The organism is Rhodococcus sp. OS5 (assembly GCF_056837585.1).
The window spans coordinates 6315376-6333639 of record NZ_CM166368.1; the positions used below are offsets into that span (position 1 = coordinate 6315376).

Annotated in this window: 14 protein-coding genes; 6 read left to right on the forward strand and 8 right to left on the reverse strand. The window is 61.5% G+C overall.

The annotated features are described in order from the left end of the window. Window positions 1–28: 28 nt before the first annotated feature. From ACVZUB_RS29575 to ggh, 3 genes are all read right to left on the reverse strand, one after another. A complete protein-coding gene (locus ACVZUB_RS29575; protein WP_482628038.1) occupies window positions 29–4429 on the reverse strand; it encodes a DUF7927 domain-containing protein in 4401 nt (1466 codons plus the stop codon). Window positions 4430–5408: 979 nt separating this feature from the next. Continuing rightward, on the reverse strand, window positions 5409–6104 hold the full coding sequence (locus tag ACVZUB_RS29580) for a glycoside hydrolase family 25 protein (protein ID WP_371714689.1): 696 nt from the start codon (window positions 6102–6104) through the stop codon (window positions 5409–5411). 107 nt (window positions 6105–6211) lie between these two features. After that, on the reverse strand, window positions 6212–7549 hold the full coding sequence (gene ggh, locus ACVZUB_RS29585; RefSeq protein WP_042449890.1) for a glucosylglycerate hydrolase: 1338 nt from the start codon (window positions 7547–7549) through the stop codon (window positions 6212–6214). Between the two features lie 110 nt (window positions 7550–7659). Between ggh and ACVZUB_RS29590 the strand changes: the two genes are divergently transcribed. From ACVZUB_RS29590 to ACVZUB_RS29600, 3 genes are all read left to right on the forward strand, one after another. Next, complete coding sequence (locus ACVZUB_RS29590; RefSeq protein ID WP_007735269.1) at window positions 7660–8358, forward strand: haloacid dehalogenase type II; 699 nt, start codon at window positions 7660–7662, stop codon at window positions 8356–8358. Between the two features lie 72 nt (window positions 8359–8430). After that, window positions 8431–9342: a cation efflux transmembrane domain-containing protein gene (locus ACVZUB_RS29595; RefSeq protein ID WP_234552178.1), complete on the forward strand. Its 912-nt coding sequence runs from the start codon at window positions 8431–8433 to the stop codon at window positions 9340–9342. Window positions 9343–9461: 119 nt separating this feature from the next. Then, on the forward strand, window positions 9462–10823 hold the full coding sequence (locus ACVZUB_RS29600) for an HNH endonuclease signature motif containing protein (RefSeq protein ID WP_482628039.1): 1362 nt from the start codon (window positions 9462–9464) through the stop codon (window positions 10821–10823). Between the two features lie 49 nt (window positions 10824–10872). Here the strand turns inward: ACVZUB_RS29600 and ACVZUB_RS29605 are convergent, their stop codons facing one another. Beyond that, complete coding sequence (locus ACVZUB_RS29605) at window positions 10873–11874, reverse strand: PHP domain-containing protein (protein ID WP_063315367.1); 1002 nt, start codon at window positions 11872–11874, stop codon at window positions 10873–10875. Between the two features lie 60 nt (window positions 11875–11934). Between ACVZUB_RS29605 and ACVZUB_RS29610 the strand changes: the two genes are divergently transcribed. Together ACVZUB_RS29610 and ACVZUB_RS29615 are read left to right on the forward strand one after the other, a co-directional pair. Beyond that, window positions 11935–12345: a TIGR03668 family PPOX class F420-dependent oxidoreductase gene (locus tag ACVZUB_RS29610; RefSeq protein ID WP_030537452.1), complete on the forward strand. Its 411-nt coding sequence runs from the start codon at window positions 11935–11937 to the stop codon at window positions 12343–12345. A 144-nt stretch (window positions 12346–12489) separates the two neighbouring features. Continuing rightward, the gene (locus ACVZUB_RS29615; protein WP_482628557.1) at window positions 12490–13242 is read left to right on the forward strand and encodes a cyclase family protein; all 753 of its coding nucleotides are present in this window, start codon (window positions 12490–12492) and stop codon (window positions 13240–13242) included. Here ACVZUB_RS29615 and ACVZUB_RS29620 read toward each other — a convergent pair. The 4 genes from ACVZUB_RS29620 to ACVZUB_RS29635 all read right to left on the reverse strand — a co-directional run bounded on the left by ACVZUB_RS29620 (window position 13231) and on the right by ACVZUB_RS29635 (window position 17471). After that, a complete protein-coding gene (locus tag ACVZUB_RS29620) occupies window positions 13231–14787 on the reverse strand; it encodes a GGDEF domain-containing protein (protein WP_328599641.1) in 1557 nt (518 codons plus the stop codon). The two genes, ACVZUB_RS29615 and ACVZUB_RS29620, sit on opposite strands and share 12 nt — an antisense overlap. A 135-nt stretch (window positions 14788–14922) precedes the next feature. Beyond that, window positions 14923–15813: a metal ABC transporter permease gene (locus ACVZUB_RS29625; protein ID WP_064113147.1), complete on the reverse strand. Its 891-nt coding sequence runs from the start codon at window positions 15811–15813 to the stop codon at window positions 14923–14925. A gap of 3 nt (window positions 15814–15816) precedes the next feature. Further along, entirely contained in the window at window positions 15817–16548 is a 732-nt protein-coding gene (locus tag ACVZUB_RS29630) for a metal ABC transporter ATP-binding protein (RefSeq protein WP_372025693.1), read from the reverse strand. Beyond that, window positions 16545–17471, reverse strand: a complete 927-nt coding sequence (locus ACVZUB_RS29635; protein WP_482628040.1) for a metal ABC transporter substrate-binding protein — start codon at window positions 17469–17471, stop codon at window positions 16545–16547. Before ACVZUB_RS29635 ends, ACVZUB_RS29630 begins: the two co-directional genes overlap by 4 nt. Window positions 17472–17548: 77 nt before the next feature. On the opposite strand from ACVZUB_RS29635, the gene ACVZUB_RS29640 reads away from it, so the two are divergent. After that, a complete protein-coding gene (locus ACVZUB_RS29640; RefSeq protein WP_007729052.1) occupies window positions 17549–18226 on the forward strand; it encodes an SDR family oxidoreductase in 678 nt (225 codons plus the stop codon). Window positions 18227–18264: the final 38 nt, after the last annotated feature.

The following is an 18264-nucleotide window of genomic DNA, read 5'->3' on the forward strand; positions in this document are numbered from 1 at the left end:
CGTCGTTTACCTCAGATTCTCAAGAGAATCAGTTGTCACCGTCCTCGCGACGCTTACGCGTCAGGAGAACAACACCCGTTCCCAGCGCCAGCAGCAGAACCAATCCACCTGCTGCGAGCAACCCGGTGTTCACGCCACTCTCACCAGCGCCACCACCCGAGTTGATCGTCCCGCCCTGAGGAGCAGACGGCTTCGGCTGACCCGGCTGACCCGGGTTTGCTGTCGGCGGCTTCGGCTGTCCCGGAACCGTGCTCGGAACCGGCTGACCCGGAACCGTCGGCGGTACGACGATCGGAGGCACAACGACGATCGGGGGAATGATGATCGTCGGTGTAACCGGCACCGTCGTGTTCGGAACCGTCGTGGTCGGCGGAACTGTCGTGACCGGCGGCGTTGTCGTCGGCGGCGTCGTTGTCGTCACGCCACACGGATCCACAATCTCCTCCGCGACAACTTCTTCTGTCGTGGTCTCCTCTGTGGTGGTCTCCTCTGTGGTGGTCTCCTCCGCTGTGGTGGATTCCTCCGTACCGGTCACATCAGCGTCACCGGCAGTGATCGCGCTAGCCGTCGTCGTCGCAACCGTTGTCGTCGGAACCATCCGCGTGGTCGTCGTCGGAGGAACACAGGGCTCCGTCGTGACCGGCGGCGTCGTGGTGGTCGTCGGCGGCACCGTAGTGGTGGTCTCCGGCGGGTCTATCGGGTGTTCGGTGCAGAGAGCGTCGCCCGGGACACAGTCCACTGGCGGGTTCTCGCCACCAACCACCAGGTAGTTGTTCAGGACACCCGGAGTGAATCCGGGACCTGACAACGTTCCGATCTCAGGATTGACCTTGACGGTGTACGTCACTGTCGCGGTCTCGCCCTTGGCCAGCTTTCCGGTGACCGTGAAGACGTTGTCGACGACACCCGAAACAACCAGCGTGGAAGTGGTAGCCGGATCCTTCGTCATTACTGCATCGTCGAGAACGTCGGTGAGATCGTCGTAGAAGCTGACCTCACCATCCGCGGTGCCCACATTCTTGAACGTGAGCGTGTACGTGATCTCCTGGCCGCCAACCACACGGTTCGTGGTGGACGGAACAGAGGACTTCAGTACCTCGATCGCGGGTGTGCCATCCACCGGATGCTCGGTCGTCACCGGCGGAGGAGTGATATCCGGACCGGTCGGCGGCTTCGCAGTACCGGTGACCTTGTTGTTGATCAGAACCCCGCCGGCAACACCGTCGTTGATCTTCACCTGATAGGTCAGGACAACCGACTTACCGGCCTCGAGCACACCAGTCCACGAGAGCGTCGTCCCCGACAGGGTCGGAGCAGCACCGTCGACACCGTCGACAGTTGCCTTGAGCGAACCGTCCACCAACGTCGCGTTGTCGAGAACCTTCGACAGATCATCGGTCAACACCACCGGATCAAGGGTCGTGTTACCCGTGTTGGAACCGGTCACCGTATACGTGATCGTCTGACCCGCAGCAACATTGGTACCCGACACCGGATCCGCAGCCTTCGCGACCGTGAACCCCGGAACCTTCACCGGATGCTCGGTCGTCACCGGCGGAGGAGTGATCTCCGGACCCGTCGGCGGCTTCGCAGTACCAGTGACCTTGTTGTTGATCAGAACCCCGCCGGCAACACCGTCGTTGATCTTCACCTGATAGGTCAGGACAACCGACTTACCGGCCTCGAGCACACCAGTCCACGAGAGCGTCGTCCCCGACAGGGTCGGAGCAGCACCGTCGACACCGTCAACAGTCGCCTTCAGCGAACCGTCCACCAACGTCGCGTTGTCGAGAACCTTCGATAAATCATCAGTCAACACAACAGGATTGAGCGTCGTCTTACCGGTGTTCGTACCGGTCACCGTATACGTGATCGTCTGACCAGCATTGACGCCGGTACCCGATGCCGGATCCGCAGTCTTCGCGACAGTGAAACCGGGAACCGAGTGATTCGTCTCCACCGGAGGAGGAGTGATATCCGGACCGGTCGGCGGCTTCGCAGTACCCGTGACCTTGTTGTTCAAGACCGTACCCGCAGCGACACCGTCGTTGACCTTCACCTCGTAGGTCAGGACAACCGACTTGCCGGCTTCGAGAACGCCAGTCCACGAGAGCGTCGTACCCGACAAAGTCGGAACAGCCACGGAAGCTCCGTCAATGGTCGCCTTCAGCGAACCAGGAACGACAGCAGCATTATTGAGAACCGCACCCAGATCGTCATTGATCTGTACCGGATCAAGCTTCGTCTTGCCGGTGTTGGTGCCGGTGACGGTGTACTTGATCGACTCGCCGGCCTGAACCGTCGAACCGGAAATCGGATCGGCAGTCTTCGCCAGCGTAAAACCTGGAACCGAGTGATTCGTTTCCACCGGAGGAGGAGTGATGTCCGGACCGGTCGGCGGCTTCGCTGTACCGGTGACTTTGTTGTTCAGAACCGTTCCCGCGACAACGCCGGCATTGACCTTCACCTGGTATGTCAGAACAACAGACTTATCGGCCGGGAGATTCGCGGACCACGACAAAGTGCTGCCCGACAGAGTCGGAGCAGCAACAGGAGCACCGTCGATGGTCGCCTTCAGCGAGCCCGGTACGACAGCAGCATTGTTGAGAACCGCACTCAGATCGTCTTTGATCGTCGCGGGAGTCAGGGCCGTCTTGCCGGTGTTGGCACCGGTGACGGTGTACGTAATGGTGTCGCCGGCCTGAACCGTCGAACCGGAAACCGGATCAGCCGTCTTGGTCAGCGTGAAACCAGGCATGGGATGCGTCGTGCAGAGATTGGTTGCAGGATCACATGTTGTGGGGGGAGTTGTAGTCCCCGGAACCAGATAGTTGTTCAGAACTTTGTTGCCGCCGTCTTTGACAGTGACGGTGTATGTGACTGTCCCCTTGCCGCCGGCCGGCAACGTGCCGCCGACCTTGATCTTGTCGGCGCCGTTCAATGCGGCGGTGAGTCCGCCGGTTGCAGCACCGACCGCAACCGTTCCGTCATCAATGACGTCGGCGAGGTAGTCCGTGTAGTCGATCGTTGCCGGCGCAGTGCCCGGATTCTCGAAATTCAGAGTGTAGGTGATTGATTGGCCGATATTGACAGTCTCACCGGTAGGTGGTGACGACGACTTCTTCACGAGAACCGGGGTGTTCTTGACCTTGCAATACACGTTGTCACCCGGTGTAAGTGCTGCCTGCGCAACGTCACCGACCCTGAGGGCCTGGGTCACGCCGTTTACCTGGCAATCCCACGATGTCGCATAGTTCGCGGTCTTGGTCGCCGAGGTAGTTGGCTTCTCCCAGAACGTGACAGGGGTGGGCGTGGTATCTGCGAGGAGCGTCCGCCAGCCAGTCGATGCCGTCGTATCAGTCGCACCGGTCGTGGTGCTCTTGATCTCGGTTGCTGCAGCGGCGCCTGCATCAGCGTGGTGTCCGGTGCTCATGCCGATAGTGAAATCGTCACCGGGGGTGACGCGCGTGAGGTCCTTGTCGATCTTGACCTTCGACAGCAAAACACCGAACGCCAGACCCTGACGAGAGGTGTCCAGAACAGTATTTCCGAACGTCGCCGCGAAGTTGGTCGGAGCGGTCGATGCCACAACCAAAGTGCCTGGCGAATACTCCTTGTTGTTGACCAGGTTCCACGAATCGCATCGGACGGTGGTGGCGGGCATAGCCGTCAGCCCACCGTCACAAGCCCGAATTCCGGGGTAGCCGGGCGCATCCGCACCAACCGTGCGTGCGATCTGGCGGAGAGGCTTGTCAGAATTGAAGGTCAGGAACTCTTTGTCGGTCGACGTGTTGGCGTCAGTCGACTCGGCGTCAGCAGCGACGAGGCCGTAGTTGTAAATCGGGCCGTTCGGCCCGGTCATCACGATGTTCTTCAGCGACACCGTTCCGCCGGATTGACCATTGTCAGCGGACTTCTGATAGATCGCAGGCTTGATCGTCGACGGCACACCCGTGTACGCAGACGAGCCAAGAGCTGCGTAGTGCAGGGTGGGAAGTTCCCTGGTTTCGATCCCCTGGTGTGTCTTTCCCGCTACCGAGTCGGTGAGGAAGGCCTTGAAGTTGATCTTGTAACCGTCGGTGAGCTGGATTTCCATCGACTGCCCTGCCGCAGAAGCAGCCGTTGCCGCATCGAGCGTCGACATATCGATCCAGCAGATGTTCTGCGAGAACGGACCGGTGCCGGGGGCGCTGAATGCGCAGCCTTTTGCAGGCTGTTCATCCGGAAGAACAGCGGCGCGAGCCGGCGCCTGAGCCTGAACGGGGCCGCCGAGCGTCGCGGCCGGCTGCGCTGACGCAACCACTGCCGTCGCGCCGGAGATACCGAGAATCATCGCGATGGCGGTCCATACCACCGTCCACGCTCGCACCCAGGGCGGGAGCCCTGCGGTGAATATGGCCGACCTTGTCGGCGGTATGTCGTTAGGCATTTCTTACTCCCCAGGATGTGCCTGATCGATGTTCGATGGACGGAGATGCGAGAGCGCTGGCGCGAACTCCCGGTTGATCGGTTGGTTCGGGTCGATGCGCCTGTTTTCGGCTGATCGACCTCACACCGGACGCTGTTGCCGGTCCTGTCATTCGAGCTCCTCTTCGGAAACACCTGCGTGTTGGAAGAGCCGTCCTGAACAGGACCTTGGCCCTCGAAATCCGCGCAAATCGAGAGCAACCTTCCAGTTATCAGAAACAAGATAACAGATAACCGGGAGCTTGCCCATCGAAAGTCGGACAAAGCAGACCGATCGACGTTTTTGTTCGTAGATCGGACAAGCTTCGAGGAGCAGTGTTGTCCGAGCGGACAATTCAGCCCTCGGAGTGCGGCACCGCGGCGAACGCGATGACATTCAACGTTTCCGCTGACCAGATCGGGTGACGACCAACCTCAAGGAAGGTACGGAATCTGGACAAATGCCCAATATGGATAAGGCCTGTTGGATGCGCCACAGACCCTCGAACGGCGGTCGGAAACCCCGTCCTGAATGGAGTCCGATCACCCGTGCGAGCACGTCGAAATTGATCGAATTGATCCAGACCACACTCAGCGACGGCTGCCGGTAACGAAGCATCCCGAGGCTCCGATAATTGGATTGCGAGGCACCAACTTCGCCCGAAACCGGGCGGCCGCCTTCGATTCAAACCCAACTTCAAGTCCGTTTTGTAGCTTTTCAGGCAGAGCAGTTCTGCTCATTTTCTGCCATAGCTATTTTCTGATCCTGCTCAGCTAGTCGAAAGTTCAGCGACCGTGGCTACCGCCCGGCAGAATTCTCGTAACTGACGAGCAACAACCGGACTAACCAGCCAAGCGTCACAAGAGTGCCAAAAAGGGCCCTTCCGCGTGCCTCGAGGCAAATGCATCGAGGGCGAAAGGGCCCGAACCGGGCACCACGGAGCCAAAGGCCCCGCCGCAACCTAGCTGCTGCCGAACCCCACACTGTTGGCGTAGCGATCGAAATCGCCCTGGGCTCCGCTGTAGACGTTGATATCTGTGTTTCCGGTGATTCCGGGGATGCGTCCGGTGCTGGTGTACTGCCAGAAAGTCCAGTTGGACCAACCGCCGGGTAGCGGCCCCGGTGCGTTCTGCCCGTTGTAATCGGCGATCCACAGCGGGTAGTGGTTGAACTCGGTGGTGTTGGCCATCTGAGTACGCCAGAAGTTGGGATACGTGTAAATGATGGGCTGCCGCCCGGTGAGTGTCTGGACTGTATTCAAGTAGCGATGAGTCCAGTCGATGACCTGCCCGGCGGGCAGTCCCTTCGCGTCCTCGAGATCCAGAACGGGCGGGAGGTCACCAGGTCCGTTGATACCCAGGACGATCGCCGAATAGAAGGCGGCCTGGGCTTCGGGGGACTGGCGAACGTCTGCGTAGTGGTAGGCCCCGCGCGAGACGCCGGCAGCACGCATGACCAGGCAATCCTGGATGAAGTACGGATTGACGTAGTTGAGCGACTCGGTGGCCTTGACCATCGCGAACTCGTGCCCTGACGCCTTGACCTGGAACCAGTCGATTCCGGTTCCGTCCACGTGTTGCCACGAAGAGACGTCCGGGCCACGGGGAGCGTCGGCAGCGGCGAGGCCAGGTGCCGTGATCGCGATGGCAGCTGCCATCGCGATCGGGGTGAGCTTGCCCAGTGTCCTGACGATCCGTCGCTCGACCATTTCCCGAGACTAAGGTCGACTAGTCCGTTTTGTCCCCTAATTCAAGGAATGTTCACTCAACCGAGCCAATCGAGAACAGCCGCAGCGGTCCACGACTGTTGCATACTGCCCAGCGGCTCACCGGTGAAAGGCTCGTAGTATTCGGCAAAACTGCCATCGCTGGCCTGCCGCAAACCCTCCGAACGCAACACGTGCGATCTCTCGGCCCACCCCCGACGCGCGAACGCCCACGAGAACAACCACGTGATCACCGGCCACACCGGGCCACGCCAATACTCCCGCGGGCGGAAATCGCCGGAAACCGGAGACGTCGACGGTGGGACAGCAAACCGCATGTCCGGGTGACCACAGAATTTGGGCCCCTCGAAAGTGCGCAACAGAGCGCGCTCGGCATCGCGGCTCAGGCCGCCGCACAGCAACGGCGCAAACATCGCGATGGTCTCGGTATGAACCCATCGCCCGGTGCGAAGATCGAAATCCTTTGCTGCACCTGATCGTTCATCGGTGGTGGCAATCACGCCCTGCCGGAATCGATCTGCCCAACCGCGCAGATCACGGACGTCGGAGTTCGGCCGCGAATGCTCCTCACCGATAGTTGCCAAGACGTCGCATGCCATCGAGAAAACCGCACTGACAAACACGTCCTCGACGGCAAAACTCATGGCAGTGGCGAGTTGAGAATCCTCGTACCGCACGGCCTTCATCTCTTCGAGAAGCCAAAGGTAGCGGTCGTATTCGTTATCCGTGGGCCGCTGAGACAGGTCCGTCACCACAGCGAGATCAGCACGCTGATACGCAGGAACTTGTCCCGCAACAACATTCGCGTACGCCAGATCCCACCGCGGAGAGTTGTCCATCCCAGATTCCCACCCGTGATAGAGCGCGATACGGCCGTTGCCGTCGAGATCGCGGGCCTCCGCCAACCACCGGTGCCACCGAACCAGATCGCTCCAGCGCCGGTCGAGGAACTCTTCCGCGACCGCACGCGTCGTACGTCCGTGCCGACGCGAATGATCGAGAATCCGCTGCACCGCGATCGCGTGAACGGGGGGTTGGGTGATTCCCGATGTAGCGGTACCCAAAGGAGCATGCGCTGCCAACGCATTGACATCCCACCGCGTCGGGCCGGGGAAGTAGCCGTCGACACCGTTCGCGAACACGATGTGCGGAATCATTCCGTTCTTCCACTGAGCCGAGAGCAAGGTATCGAGCTCTACTACCGCCCGTTCGACGCTGAGCGGCGCCAGACCTACCGCCACGAACGCGGCGTCCCAGCTCCACATGTGGGGATACAGCTTCGGGGCAGCGCTGGTCATCGTGCCCAGGTCGTTTCCGCGCAGCAAGTAGGCAGCTCGGGCGGCGAGCTGAGTCGGGGTAAATCCGCGGTCGGCCATAGATGTCTATTTTGCGACGCGTCGAGCCTTTGCGCTCACCGAGCACGAATCCGGCGCTGCAGCCGCAATAATGAAGGAAGTCCGTCAGGTGATCTCGGAGTGGAGGCCTAGTGCGCGAGAAGATCAAAGCACTGCTGTTCGACGTCCAGGGCACAGCGACCGATTTTCACAGCACACTGTGCCGAGAGGCCCGTCGAATCACCGACGCCGACGTGGACTGGCCAAGATTCGTCAATCTCTGGCGCGCTGAGTACTTCGCGAACACCTCCGAGGCCGACGACTCCACAGGCGAATGGGTGACAGTACATTCGGTGTACCGCGAGGCTCTGCGCAAGCTGTTGGCCCGCGAGAGCATCGAACTTTCCGATGCCGAACAGGAAGAACTCACCACCGCCTGGAAATTCCTGGACCCGTGGCCCGACACTGTCGCCGGCCTGACAACCCTGCGCCAGCAGTACACAATCGCTGCCTTGTCCAACGCCGACGTGAATGCCGCAGTCAGCATCTCCCGGCACGGAAATCTGCCATGGCATGCCGTCTTCACTGCCGAAATGGCCGGCGTCTTCAAACCAGATCCGAAGATCTACCACCTGGCCGCTCGATATCTCGGGTACGACCCGGCCGAGATCATGATGGTTGCCAGTCACAAATATGACATCCGGGCGGCCAAAGCTCTCGGATTCCGCACAGCCTTCATAGCTCGACCACTCGAATTCGGAGCCAGGGGCAATCCCGATGTGTCCTTCTCCGACGAGTTCGACATCAACGCCGAGGACTTTCTCGATCTGGCAGCGCAATTGGTCCACTGATCCCGTGCCTGCGCGTCGTTGCTGGTATTCCTACGTGAAGGAATATCGAAACGGACAGGCGGTTTGGAATTCATGGGCACCAAGGAAGACAGCGCTACCCGCGAACGCAAGGCCCTGCGGTACTCGCTCGTGGTCGCAACGGCGTTGGCTGTGCTCGCCGCATTCTGGGGCTGGATCTCGCAGTCCCAGGTGATCCTGCTCGACGGTGTGTACGCCCTCATCGGAATGGTGTTGACGGCGATCTCACTGCGGGTCTCGCGGATAGCCGACTCGGGCCCCACCGCACGCTTCCCGTTCGGCAAGGAGGCATTGATCCCGGTCGTCATCGCTGTCCAGGGCATGGCACTACTGGCGACGCTCGCCTACGCCGCAGTCGAGGCAGTTCGTGTCATCCTCGCGGGCGGAGCCGACGTCACCGCGGGGTCTCTGGTGGCATACGGCGCTGTCAGCGCGGTGGTGTCGATCATCATCTGGCGCTACGTCCGACAAGTCGACCGCACATCTGATCTGCTCGTCGCCGAAGCCAGGCAATGGGGAGCGTCGGCTGCCTTCAGCGCGCTGGTCGCAGTCGGTGCTGTCGTCGCAATGATCCTGGGCCGCACCGATTTCTCCGACGCCGACCGATATGTCGACTCCGTCTTGGTCCTCCTCGGCTGCGCGATGCTGGTCCCGCAACCGTACGCACTTCTGCGAACCGCACTGATCGAACTCCTCGAAGGTGCTCCCGGCGAAAACGTTCAGGCCCGCGTGCACGAAGCCATCGCCGTCGTCCGCGACGAATTCGGCTTGGACGAACCGACTCTCACCATGAGCAAGGTGGGTCGCAAGCTGTATGTCGAAGCGACGTTCATGGTCGCGCCACACAGCTGGGACATCGACGGTGAAGACGCAGTACGACGCTCGTTCGCCACCAGCCTCGCCGATCTCCCCTACGAACCGTGGCTGAACATCGAACTGACTACAGATCCGGCGCTGATGCTCTAGCGACGGAATCTGCTCTCGAACAACAGAATCACGACGGCCGGGCCCACCTCACCTTCTCGAAAAAGCCCTTGACTCGAAAGTATGTTCGAGTATGATGGAAGGCGGAACGGGGGGTTCTCATGACGATCAACATCACCGAAGATGCCGTCACCGACGTGGTCAACAGCTCCGCCGTGGGTGTGCGCGGACGATTGTGGCGGCTTCACCCCAGCGACGTCCGCGAGATCGCCATCACCGCGTCAGCGGAAATCCTTCGCCTGGAAGCCATTCGAGTGGCCGCCGTCGACACCCTGACGTTGAACCCGGACGAACAAGTACTCTGCTACCGCGGCACCGGACAATGGCTCGCGAACCACACCATGCTGCAGATCTCCGCCGGCAGAAGAATCGCAGCCCTGGGCAAAGCGCTACGGTCGTTTCCCGAGATCGAAGACCAATTCGATGCCGGTGACCTCACTTTCGAGCACGCAGCACTGATCGTGGCGTTCTGCGAATCCCCACCCAAGGCAATGCCCGACGCCGCACTACCGTACTGCCGCGACACACTCCTCGCCGCAGCATCCGGAACCGAAGCAACCACCGTCAAACTGCGCTACGCCATCAGCGTCCTCGAGCACATGTTCGAATCCGACGACCCACCACCAAGCGAAGACACCGACCGCAACGAACTGCGCATCTCCCCCACCCTCAACGGAAGAGTCGCCGTTCGAGGCGATTTCGACGGAGTGACCGGCGAAATGCTTCTCTCCGCCCTCTCCAACCTCTCCATGCCCACCCCCGCCGAAGACGGCACGCCCGACAAACGATCCGCCGCCACACGCAACGCAGACGCCATGGCAGAACTCATCCGGCGCTACCTCGACAACGCTGCCACCGGCATCGACGGCGGCCAACGCCCACACCTGAACGTGCACATCAACGCCAAAGACCTGGCCTACCACCGTGAATGCGCCACAACGAGTGATGGCTCAACACCTGTCCCCTCCGAGGACGACGATCCCGGCATGCTCGATCTCGACTTTCACGATCTCGACAAACAAGATCTCGATGTCGGCCACATGCCCTGGATGGGTCCACTGAGCGTCGGCCGCACCCGCATGATCGCCTGTGACTGCATGCTCTCCAGCGTCCTCCTCGACGGAAACGGTGCCCCACTCGATGTCACCCCACTCAAAAGGCTTGTCACCGCGGCACAACGCACCGCCCTGATCGCCCGCGACAAAGGGTGCGCCTTCCCCGGCTGCGACTGCGTCCCCGCCTGGACCGACGCCCACCACATCAAACACTGGGCCAAAGGAGGACCAACCGTCATGGACAACCTGGTCCTACTCTGCCGAACCCACCACACCCTGATGCACCGAAAACCCGGATTCACCGGACAATGGGAAATCCGAATGGGCACCGATCACCTGCCCTGGTTCATCCCACCACCGGGCATCGACCCCGACCGGAAACCCCGCCGCTCCACCACACGACTCTGAACCCGGAGGTCACCGAGCAAACGCCTCGGTGACCCATTCCGGCATGCTCTCAATTGCCTGCCCACTCCAAAAGATCTTCGGCGGTCCAGGTATTGATCACCCGATCGGCTTCGACACCGCACGTTTCGGCCCGGTCACAGCCGTAGCCCTGCCAAGCCAGCTGACCGGGGGCATGGGCGTCAGTGTCGATGGAGAAAAGACAATCGAGATCGCGGGCCAACTCGATCAAACGCGAAGGCGGGTCACGACGCTCCGGTCGGGAATTGATCTCAACGGCTGTGCCTGATTCGCGGCAGGCCTCGAACACTTTCTCCGCGTCGAACTGCGACTCGGGCCGGGTTCCGCGAGCACCCTCGACAAGACGCCCGGTGCAGTGCCCGAGAATATCGACACGCGGATTTCGCACTGCAGCAAGCATTCTGCGGGTCATCGCCTCGCGTTCGGACCGCAGCTTGGAGTGGACGCTCGCCACCACGATGTCGAGTTCGTCGAGCAGATCGGGATCCTGGTCGAGTGAACCGTCCTCGAGGATGTCCACCTCGATTCCCGTGAGAATGCGGAAGGGAGCCAGTTCGGCATTCAACCCGGCTATCACGTCGAGTTGAGACCGTAGGCGCTCCGCGGACAGCCCGTTTGCAACTGTGAGGCGAGGCGAATGGTCGGTGAGGGCGCAGTAGTCATGGCCGAGTGCTGCTGCGCGTCGCATCATCTCTTCGATGGGGCTTCCACCATCGGACCAGTCGGAGTGGGTGTGGAGGTCGCCGCGGAGGGCTTGTCGCAATGGGCTGTCGCCGATGGGCTCAGCCTGCCCCCGCAGTTCCTCGAGATACTCGGGGATGCCGTCGTACGACTGAGCGATAATCGTGGCAGTCTTCGGCCCGATGCCGGTAAGGGCCTTCCAACTGTCGGCTTTCCGGCGAGACTCCTTCTGCTCGTCGGACAATCCTGAAAAGACCTCCGCAGCTCGGCGATAGGCCTTGACGCGGTGCGTTTCAGCGCGTGATCGTTCGAGCCAGTAGGCGATCTCCCGAAGCGCTTCATCCGGTTCCATGAGACCACTGTTCCGTCAGCAGCGGCTCGCGGCAACCCTTGATCCCCTTACGCTGTGAATATGGACGACCCGAGAGCACGATTTGAAGCCGCGCGGGTGGCTCACCTGGCAACGGCAGATGCGGCCGGCGTTCCGCACATCGTGCCGCTGGTATTCGTCTTGGTCGGCGGCACCGTCTATTCCTGTGTCGACCACAAACCGAAAACCACGACCGCTCTTCGCAGGCTCCGGAACATCACCGAGACGGGGCGCGCAAGCCTGCTGGTCGATCATTACGACGACGACTGGTCCGCGCTCTGGTGGGTCCGCGTCGACGGACATGCGGAGGTTCTCGACCCCGGCACCAAGGAGTCCGAGAGCGCGATCGATGCTTTGGCCGCAAAGTATCCGCAGTACGTAGATCACCGACCGCACGGACAGGTCATAGCTGTCCGCGATGTGGAGTGGTCGTCGTGGTCCGCAGCAGCCTAAGGTTCTGTCCTAGTGTTCAAGGAGCGAAAGTGATTGCAACACTCTCAATTCGGACAAATTGGTGGGGGATCGATGAAACGACGGCAGTTACTTCAGCGCGCAGCCACAGGTCTGGCGCTGGTAGCGGGACCTCAGGTGATCGACATGGGTAGCAGTTCCGGAAGCAGTCAAGACGCAACAAGTCCGTTGAACGAACAGTTGTCGGTTGTTTCGCTCTCACACGTGAACGACCCGGCGACGACGCCGGTTTTTCCAGGCGACCCCGAGTTCACTCTCGACACAGCGGCCACCATCGCAGACGACGGCTACTACCTCCAGTACGTCAAGGAAGGTGAGCACACGGGCACGCATTGGGGCGCACCCGCACACTTCCAGGAAGGCGGCCTCACAGCCGACCAACTCGATCCGGCGGACCTCTTCCTCCCCGCAGTGAAGATCGACATCCGGGACAAGGCTGCCGCCGATTCGGACTATGCGCTCACGGTCGCGGACCTGCAGGAATGGGAAACGCGCAACGGCAAGATCCCCGATGGAGCGGCCGTAGTTCTCTGGACCGGGTGGGAATCGCGCTGGGGTAGCGAAGAATATGCCAACTCCGATGCCGAGGGCGTCACCCACCAGCCCGGCTTCTCGGTGGACGCGGCGCGGTGGCTGATAGACACCGGCCGTTTGGGCACCCGCGGAGCATTGGGAACCGACACGTTCGGTCCCGACCTCGGAAACGACGAAACCTACCCCGTCTCGACAATCCTGTACGACAAGCATCGAATCAGCCTGGAGAACTTGAACAATCTTGCCGCCCTGCCAACCACCGGGGCCGGCATCCTTGTCGGTGGTGCGATCAACAAGGCCGGATCGGGTTCACCGGCAACGATTTTCGCACTACTACGGCGATAACCATTTGCGGCGGTCGCCGTAGACAACGACCGCGCCCTTCCCACTTCTCTTCGCCTCGTACATCGCCGCATCGGCCTGGCGAAGAAGAGTGTGCGCGCTGAGCGGTTCGTCCCCGAACTCGAACTGCGCGGACTCGAAATGCGCGACACCAACGCTCGCACCCACCGACACCGATGTGTCTGCAGTCTGATCGGACCTGAGCGCGTCGACGATCCGGCGAGCCACGACGACGGCGTCGTCGATCGTGCCCTGCAGGAGCACCGTGAATTCGTCGCCACCGAATCGAGCGACAAACGCACCCTCGGGAACCGCTTCGCGCAGACGCGCCGTGAGAGCAACCAGTAACCGGTCACCGGCCGGGTGCCCGTAACGATCGTTGACCTGTTTGAAGTCGTCCAGATCGACAAGCATCAGCACCCAATCGGAGTTCGTCTGGCGATAGTTTTCGATGGCGCTCGCAAAGTGTTCGTCGAACGCGGCCCGGTTTGCAAGCTCGGTGAGTGGGTCGTGATGTGCTCGGTACCTCAGCTCGTCCTGGGCAGCGGAGATCTGTTGGAGGAGCGCGTCGTTCTCGAGGAGCGTGAGTATTTGGCGCACCAGCGCGAGAACCAACACGCCGACGCCGAGTATCACGACCACGGCATCGAGGTTGCCGACGATCAGCGCCTGAACAGTCACGATCGTCGCGATCACCGCGATCAACAGATACGGCAGCAGCAACTGAGTCCGATCGCTTCGCCACTGCTGCGGCGCGTTGCGGTTCCGAGGCTCGGTTCGCTTCGTCAGCGCCGCCAAGGCGATCAACGGCGGCCCCGCGATGAACCCGGCATCGGCGATGGTCGGCATACTCTCGGCGCCGATCGCCACCAAGTACGCGTACAGGCTGTCCGATAGGGAGAGCATCACCAACCCGCACCCGAGGAACGTCAGCGGTTCACGGATCTCTGCTACGGCCTTCGGTCCGATGACCATCAGCAAGACCATGGCGATCAGAACGAAGTCGGTGATCGGATACATCACCGCGACAAGGAACCCGAGAGATCCCGTCGGACCGGTATGAACGACGGCGCCCAGGGCCGTTGTCCACGTGAGGATGAACAATCCACCGACAACGACAAGGCCGTCGAGCGTCAGCACGAGCCAGAGATGGATCGGACCGATCGCCTCACGCCGGGGCGACTGACGCACCAACGACAGAAGCGCCGGCACGGCGAACACCGGGAACATGAAGAAACCGATGTCCGCGATCGACGGCGACGGAAGTGGAACGTGGAGAACCGAGCGGTAGAACGCCCAGAAGAACATCCCGAGAGTCCAGCCGGCCATACCCAGAGCCATCAGAGTTCGCCAACGCCGCTCGACGCCGTGATAGCGCCGCGATGTCCACCAACAGACCGCAGTTGCGGTGGCTCCGCCGACGAGCTGGGCGATATCGTCCACCAGAACCGAAGTTCGTGGGCTGAGCAGCCCGGATCCGGCGAGAGCGATGACCGCGACAACGACGCCGAGAACCAGCCACGTGCGTCGCGCTCGGAACTGCGTCATCGAAGAACCCATCGGTGTTCAAGGCGTCACCACCGATCGTCTTGCAGCCGGCATCGTTGCGGCCGGAATGTTGTGGTGACGAATGCCCGTACGAACCTACCCGATTTGGTAGCGGATTGTTAACTGGACGAACGATCAGGAAGGCTCGTACGCCGCGGCGCTGTACTCCGCTCGGGTCCTACGCCGCTGCGAAGTCCATTTCGCGATCACCCCTTGCGACGGGCTGAACAGGTACACCAGAGCGAACACGATGCCCTGCGTCATGACGACCATGCCACCGGAAGCCGTGTCGAGGTAGTAGCTGACGTAGATACCGGTAATCGCGCAGACTGCGGAAACGACGGGAGCTATCACCAGCATCCGTGAAAACTTGTCGGTGAGGAGGTAGGCCGTCGCGCCGGGGATGATCAGCATCGCCACCACCAGCACGACGCCGACGGCTTGCAACGCCACAACAGACGTGAGTGCGAGGACGCCGAGTAGCAGCGCACCCAGGCGCTTGGGCGAAAGACCTATCGCGTTCGCATGGATCGGGTCGAAGGCGAACAACGTCAGATCACGACGCTTGATCAACAGAATGCTCAACGCCAACGCGCCGAGTATCGCGACCTGCAGAAGATCGGACGAGCTCACCCCCAGCAGGTTGCCGAAAATGATGTGGTTGAGATCGGTCTGGCTGGGGGTCACCGAGATGAGAACCAAACCGAACGCAAAGAGAGTCGTGAAGACGATACCGATCGCGGCGTCTTCCTTGACGCGACTGGTGTTACGGATCAGTCCGATCAGCGCTACGGCGATCAACCCGAAGATCAAGGCCCCGATGGCAAATGGTGCGCCGACGACGTAAGCGAGGACAACACCCGGCAGCACGGCGTGCGAGACGGCGTCGCCCATCAACGACCACCCGATGAGCACCAACCAACAACTGAGCACCGCGCAGACAACCGCTGCCACAACCGCAACGGCCAACGCTCGCACCATGAATCCGTACTGGAGAGGATCAAGTAGCAGTTCTACGAGGTTCATCGATCAGGTCCTGTCCATCACGTCGAGACCGAAAGCCAGGGCGAGGTTTTCCGGTTGCAGCACGGTGTCCGGGTCGGAATGCACCAGGACCTTGCGCATGAGCAGTACCGCTTCGTCGCAGAGTTTCGGCACAGCGTGGAGATCGTGGGTCGAGACCAAGATCGACCGGCCGTCGGAAGCCAACTCTCGTAGCAGCGTAGAAATCGTTGCCTCGGAACGCTTGTCGACGCCCGCAAACGGCTCGTCCAGCAACAGTATCGACGCGTCCTGCGCGATGCCGCGTGCGACGAACGCGCGCTTCTTCTGACCACCCGAGAGCTGACCGATCTGACGATCCGCAAATTCGGTGAGTTCCACCCGCTCGAGGGCCTCTGCCACCGCCTCGCGATCTGCACGCCGCGGACGTCGCAAGAATCCGAGGTGGCCGTACCTGCCCATCATCACGACGTCACGGACGCTGATCGGGAAGGTCCAGTCGACGTCTTCACTCTGCGGCACGTATCCGACGCGGCCGCTCTTGCGCGCAGTGGCTGCGTCGAGACCGGCGATTCTGACAGAACCGTTGTCCGGCTTGATCATCCCCATGATCACTTTGAACAGAGTCGACTTTCCTGAACCGTTCATACCGATCAGTCCGCAGACGCTACCCGAGTTCAACGTCAGATCGACGTGGTCCAGTGCGTGGACCTCGCCGTAGTGAACACTGACGTCTTCGACGCGAATGGCTTCGTTCATGATTTACCGCCGGTCAGACCGCCGAGGATGACGTCGGTATCGTGGCGAATCATGTCCAGGTAGGTGGGCACGGGACCGTCGGCTTCGGACAGCGAATCGACGTACAGCGTTCCGCCGAACTTCGCACCGGTCGCCCCGACAACCTGCTGCATGGGGGCATCCGAGACCGTCGACTCACAGAAGACGGCGGGAACGGAATTGGCTCGGACGAAGTCGATCGCGGCGATAATCTGCTGCGGCGTCGCCTGCTGCTCGGCATTGACCGGCCAGATGTACGCCTCGCTGAGTCCCGCGTCCCTGGCCAGATAGGAGAACGCACCCTCGCAACTGACAAGTGCGCGCCGACCTGCGGGCAATGCCGCCAGGCCGCTGACCAGGCCATCCTGCACTGCTTGCAGTTCCGCTTTGTACTTCGCGCCGTTCTCCGCAAATGCCGAGGCGTTGTCCGGGTCGAGGTCGCTGAAAGCAGTCACCATGTTGTCGACGTAGATCTGTGTATTCAGCGGAGACATCCATGCATGCGGATTGGGCTTGCCCGCATACGCGTCGCCGGCGATCGGAATGCCTTCGACGCCGTCGCTGACCACGACGTGTGGCACGTCCAGTCCGTTGACGAATTTCGCGAACCACGCCTCGAGGTTCATGCCGTTGTCGAGGATCAGATCGGCTTCGCTCGCCCGCCGAATGTCTCCGGGCGTCGGCTCGTAGCCGTGAATTTCGGCCCCCGCCTTGGTGATCGACTCGACGCGAAGATGATCGCCGGCAACGTTCTGGGCGATGTCCGACAGCACGGTGAACGTGGTGAGCACCACCGGGCGGTCGTCGTCGGAGCCAGAACTCACCGCAGAACAGCTGGACAGAAGCAGGGCGGCGAGGGCGGCAATTCCCAGGCGGCGGAAGTTCTTCGCGTCGCGTGTCGTCATGGTCGAACTCTAATATGTGGGTAAACAAATACACAAGTTCGTATGGCCGAACAATCCTCACTCGATAGGCTCGCACCATGCGTCCTACTGCTTTGATCACCGGTTCCAGTCGCGGCCTCGGAGCTGCCATCGCACGCGAACTGGCGCCGACACACGACCTGCTGCTCGGTGCACGATCCGCACAGGCCCTCGAGCCGATCTGCGCCGAACTGCCCGGATCGACGCCCCTACCCCTCGACCTCACGGACTACGACGCCGTCGCCGCCGCCGCCTCGTCCATCACGACGCTCGACGTGCTGGTACACAACGCCGGCGTGGCCGACATCGGAACCATCGAGGAATCCTCGGTCGATCAGTGGCGACGCACCCTCGAGGCAAACGTCATCGCCGTCGCCGAACTCACGCGGGTTCTCCTGCCCGCGCTTCGTGCGGCTGGAGGTCACGTCGTGCTGATCAATTCGGGTGCCGGACTGCGCGCCAACGCCGGTTGGGGCTCGTATGCGGCCAGCAAGTTCGCCCTGCGCGCTTTCGGAGATGCGTTGCGCCTGGAAGAGCCGGCACTTCGGGTCACCTCCATTCACCCCGGACGGATCGACACCGACATGCAGCGCGACATCGTCGCGGGTGAGGGCGACGAGTACGACCCGGAGCGCTTCCTGAAAGCCTCCACTGTGGCGCGTGCCGTACTCACTGCCGTCGAAACACCGTCCGACGCACACCCCACGGAGATCGTGCTTCGACCTACCGGCCGGTAAATCCCCAGTTCGGCGGTAACGGAATGGTGACGATGGCA

Coding starts and splice junctions, on each gene's coding strand:
- ACVZUB_RS29605 (WP_063315367.1), bottom strand. CDS start 11,874: ATGGAACCGGATGAAGCGCTTCGGGAGATCGCCTACTGGCTCGAACGA.
- ggh (WP_042449890.1), bottom strand. CDS start 7,549: ATGGCCGACCGCGGATTTACCCCGACTCAGCTCGCCGCCCGAGCTGCC.
- ACVZUB_RS29610 (WP_030537452.1), top strand. CDS start 11,935: ATGGACGACCCGAGAGCACGATTTGAAGCCGCGCGGGTGGCTCACCTG.
- ACVZUB_RS29595 (WP_234552178.1), top strand. CDS start 8,431: ATGGGCACCAAGGAAGACAGCGCTACCCGCGAACGCAAGGCCCTGCGG.
- ACVZUB_RS29580 (WP_371714689.1), bottom strand. CDS start 6,104: ATGGCAGCTGCCATCGCGATCACGGCACCTGGCCTCGCCGCTGCCGAC.
- ACVZUB_RS29600 (WP_482628039.1), top strand. CDS start 9,462: ATGACGATCAACATCACCGAAGATGCCGTCACCGACGTGGTCAACAGC.
- ACVZUB_RS29635 (WP_482628040.1), bottom strand. CDS start 17,471: ATGACGACACGCGACGCGAAGAACTTCCGCCGCCTGGGAATTGCCGCC.
- ACVZUB_RS29625 (WP_064113147.1), bottom strand. CDS start 15,813: ATGAACCTCGTAGAACTGCTACTTGATCCTCTCCAGTACGGATTCATG.
- ACVZUB_RS29620 (WP_328599641.1), bottom strand. CDS start 14,787: ATGACGCAGTTCCGAGCGCGACGCACGTGGCTGGTTCTCGGCGTCGTT.
- ACVZUB_RS29615 (WP_482628557.1), top strand. CDS start 12,490: ATGGGTAGCAGTTCCGGAAGCAGTCAAGACGCAACAAGTCCGTTGAAC.
- ACVZUB_RS29640 (WP_007729052.1), top strand. CDS start 17,549: ATGCGTCCTACTGCTTTGATCACCGGTTCCAGTCGCGGCCTCGGAGCT.
- ACVZUB_RS29630 (WP_372025693.1), bottom strand. CDS start 16,548: ATGAACGAAGCCATTCGCGTCGAAGACGTCAGTGTTCACTACGGCGAG.
- ACVZUB_RS29575 (WP_482628038.1), bottom strand. CDS start 4,429: ATGCCTAACGACATACCGCCGACAAGGTCGGCCATATTCACCGCAGGG.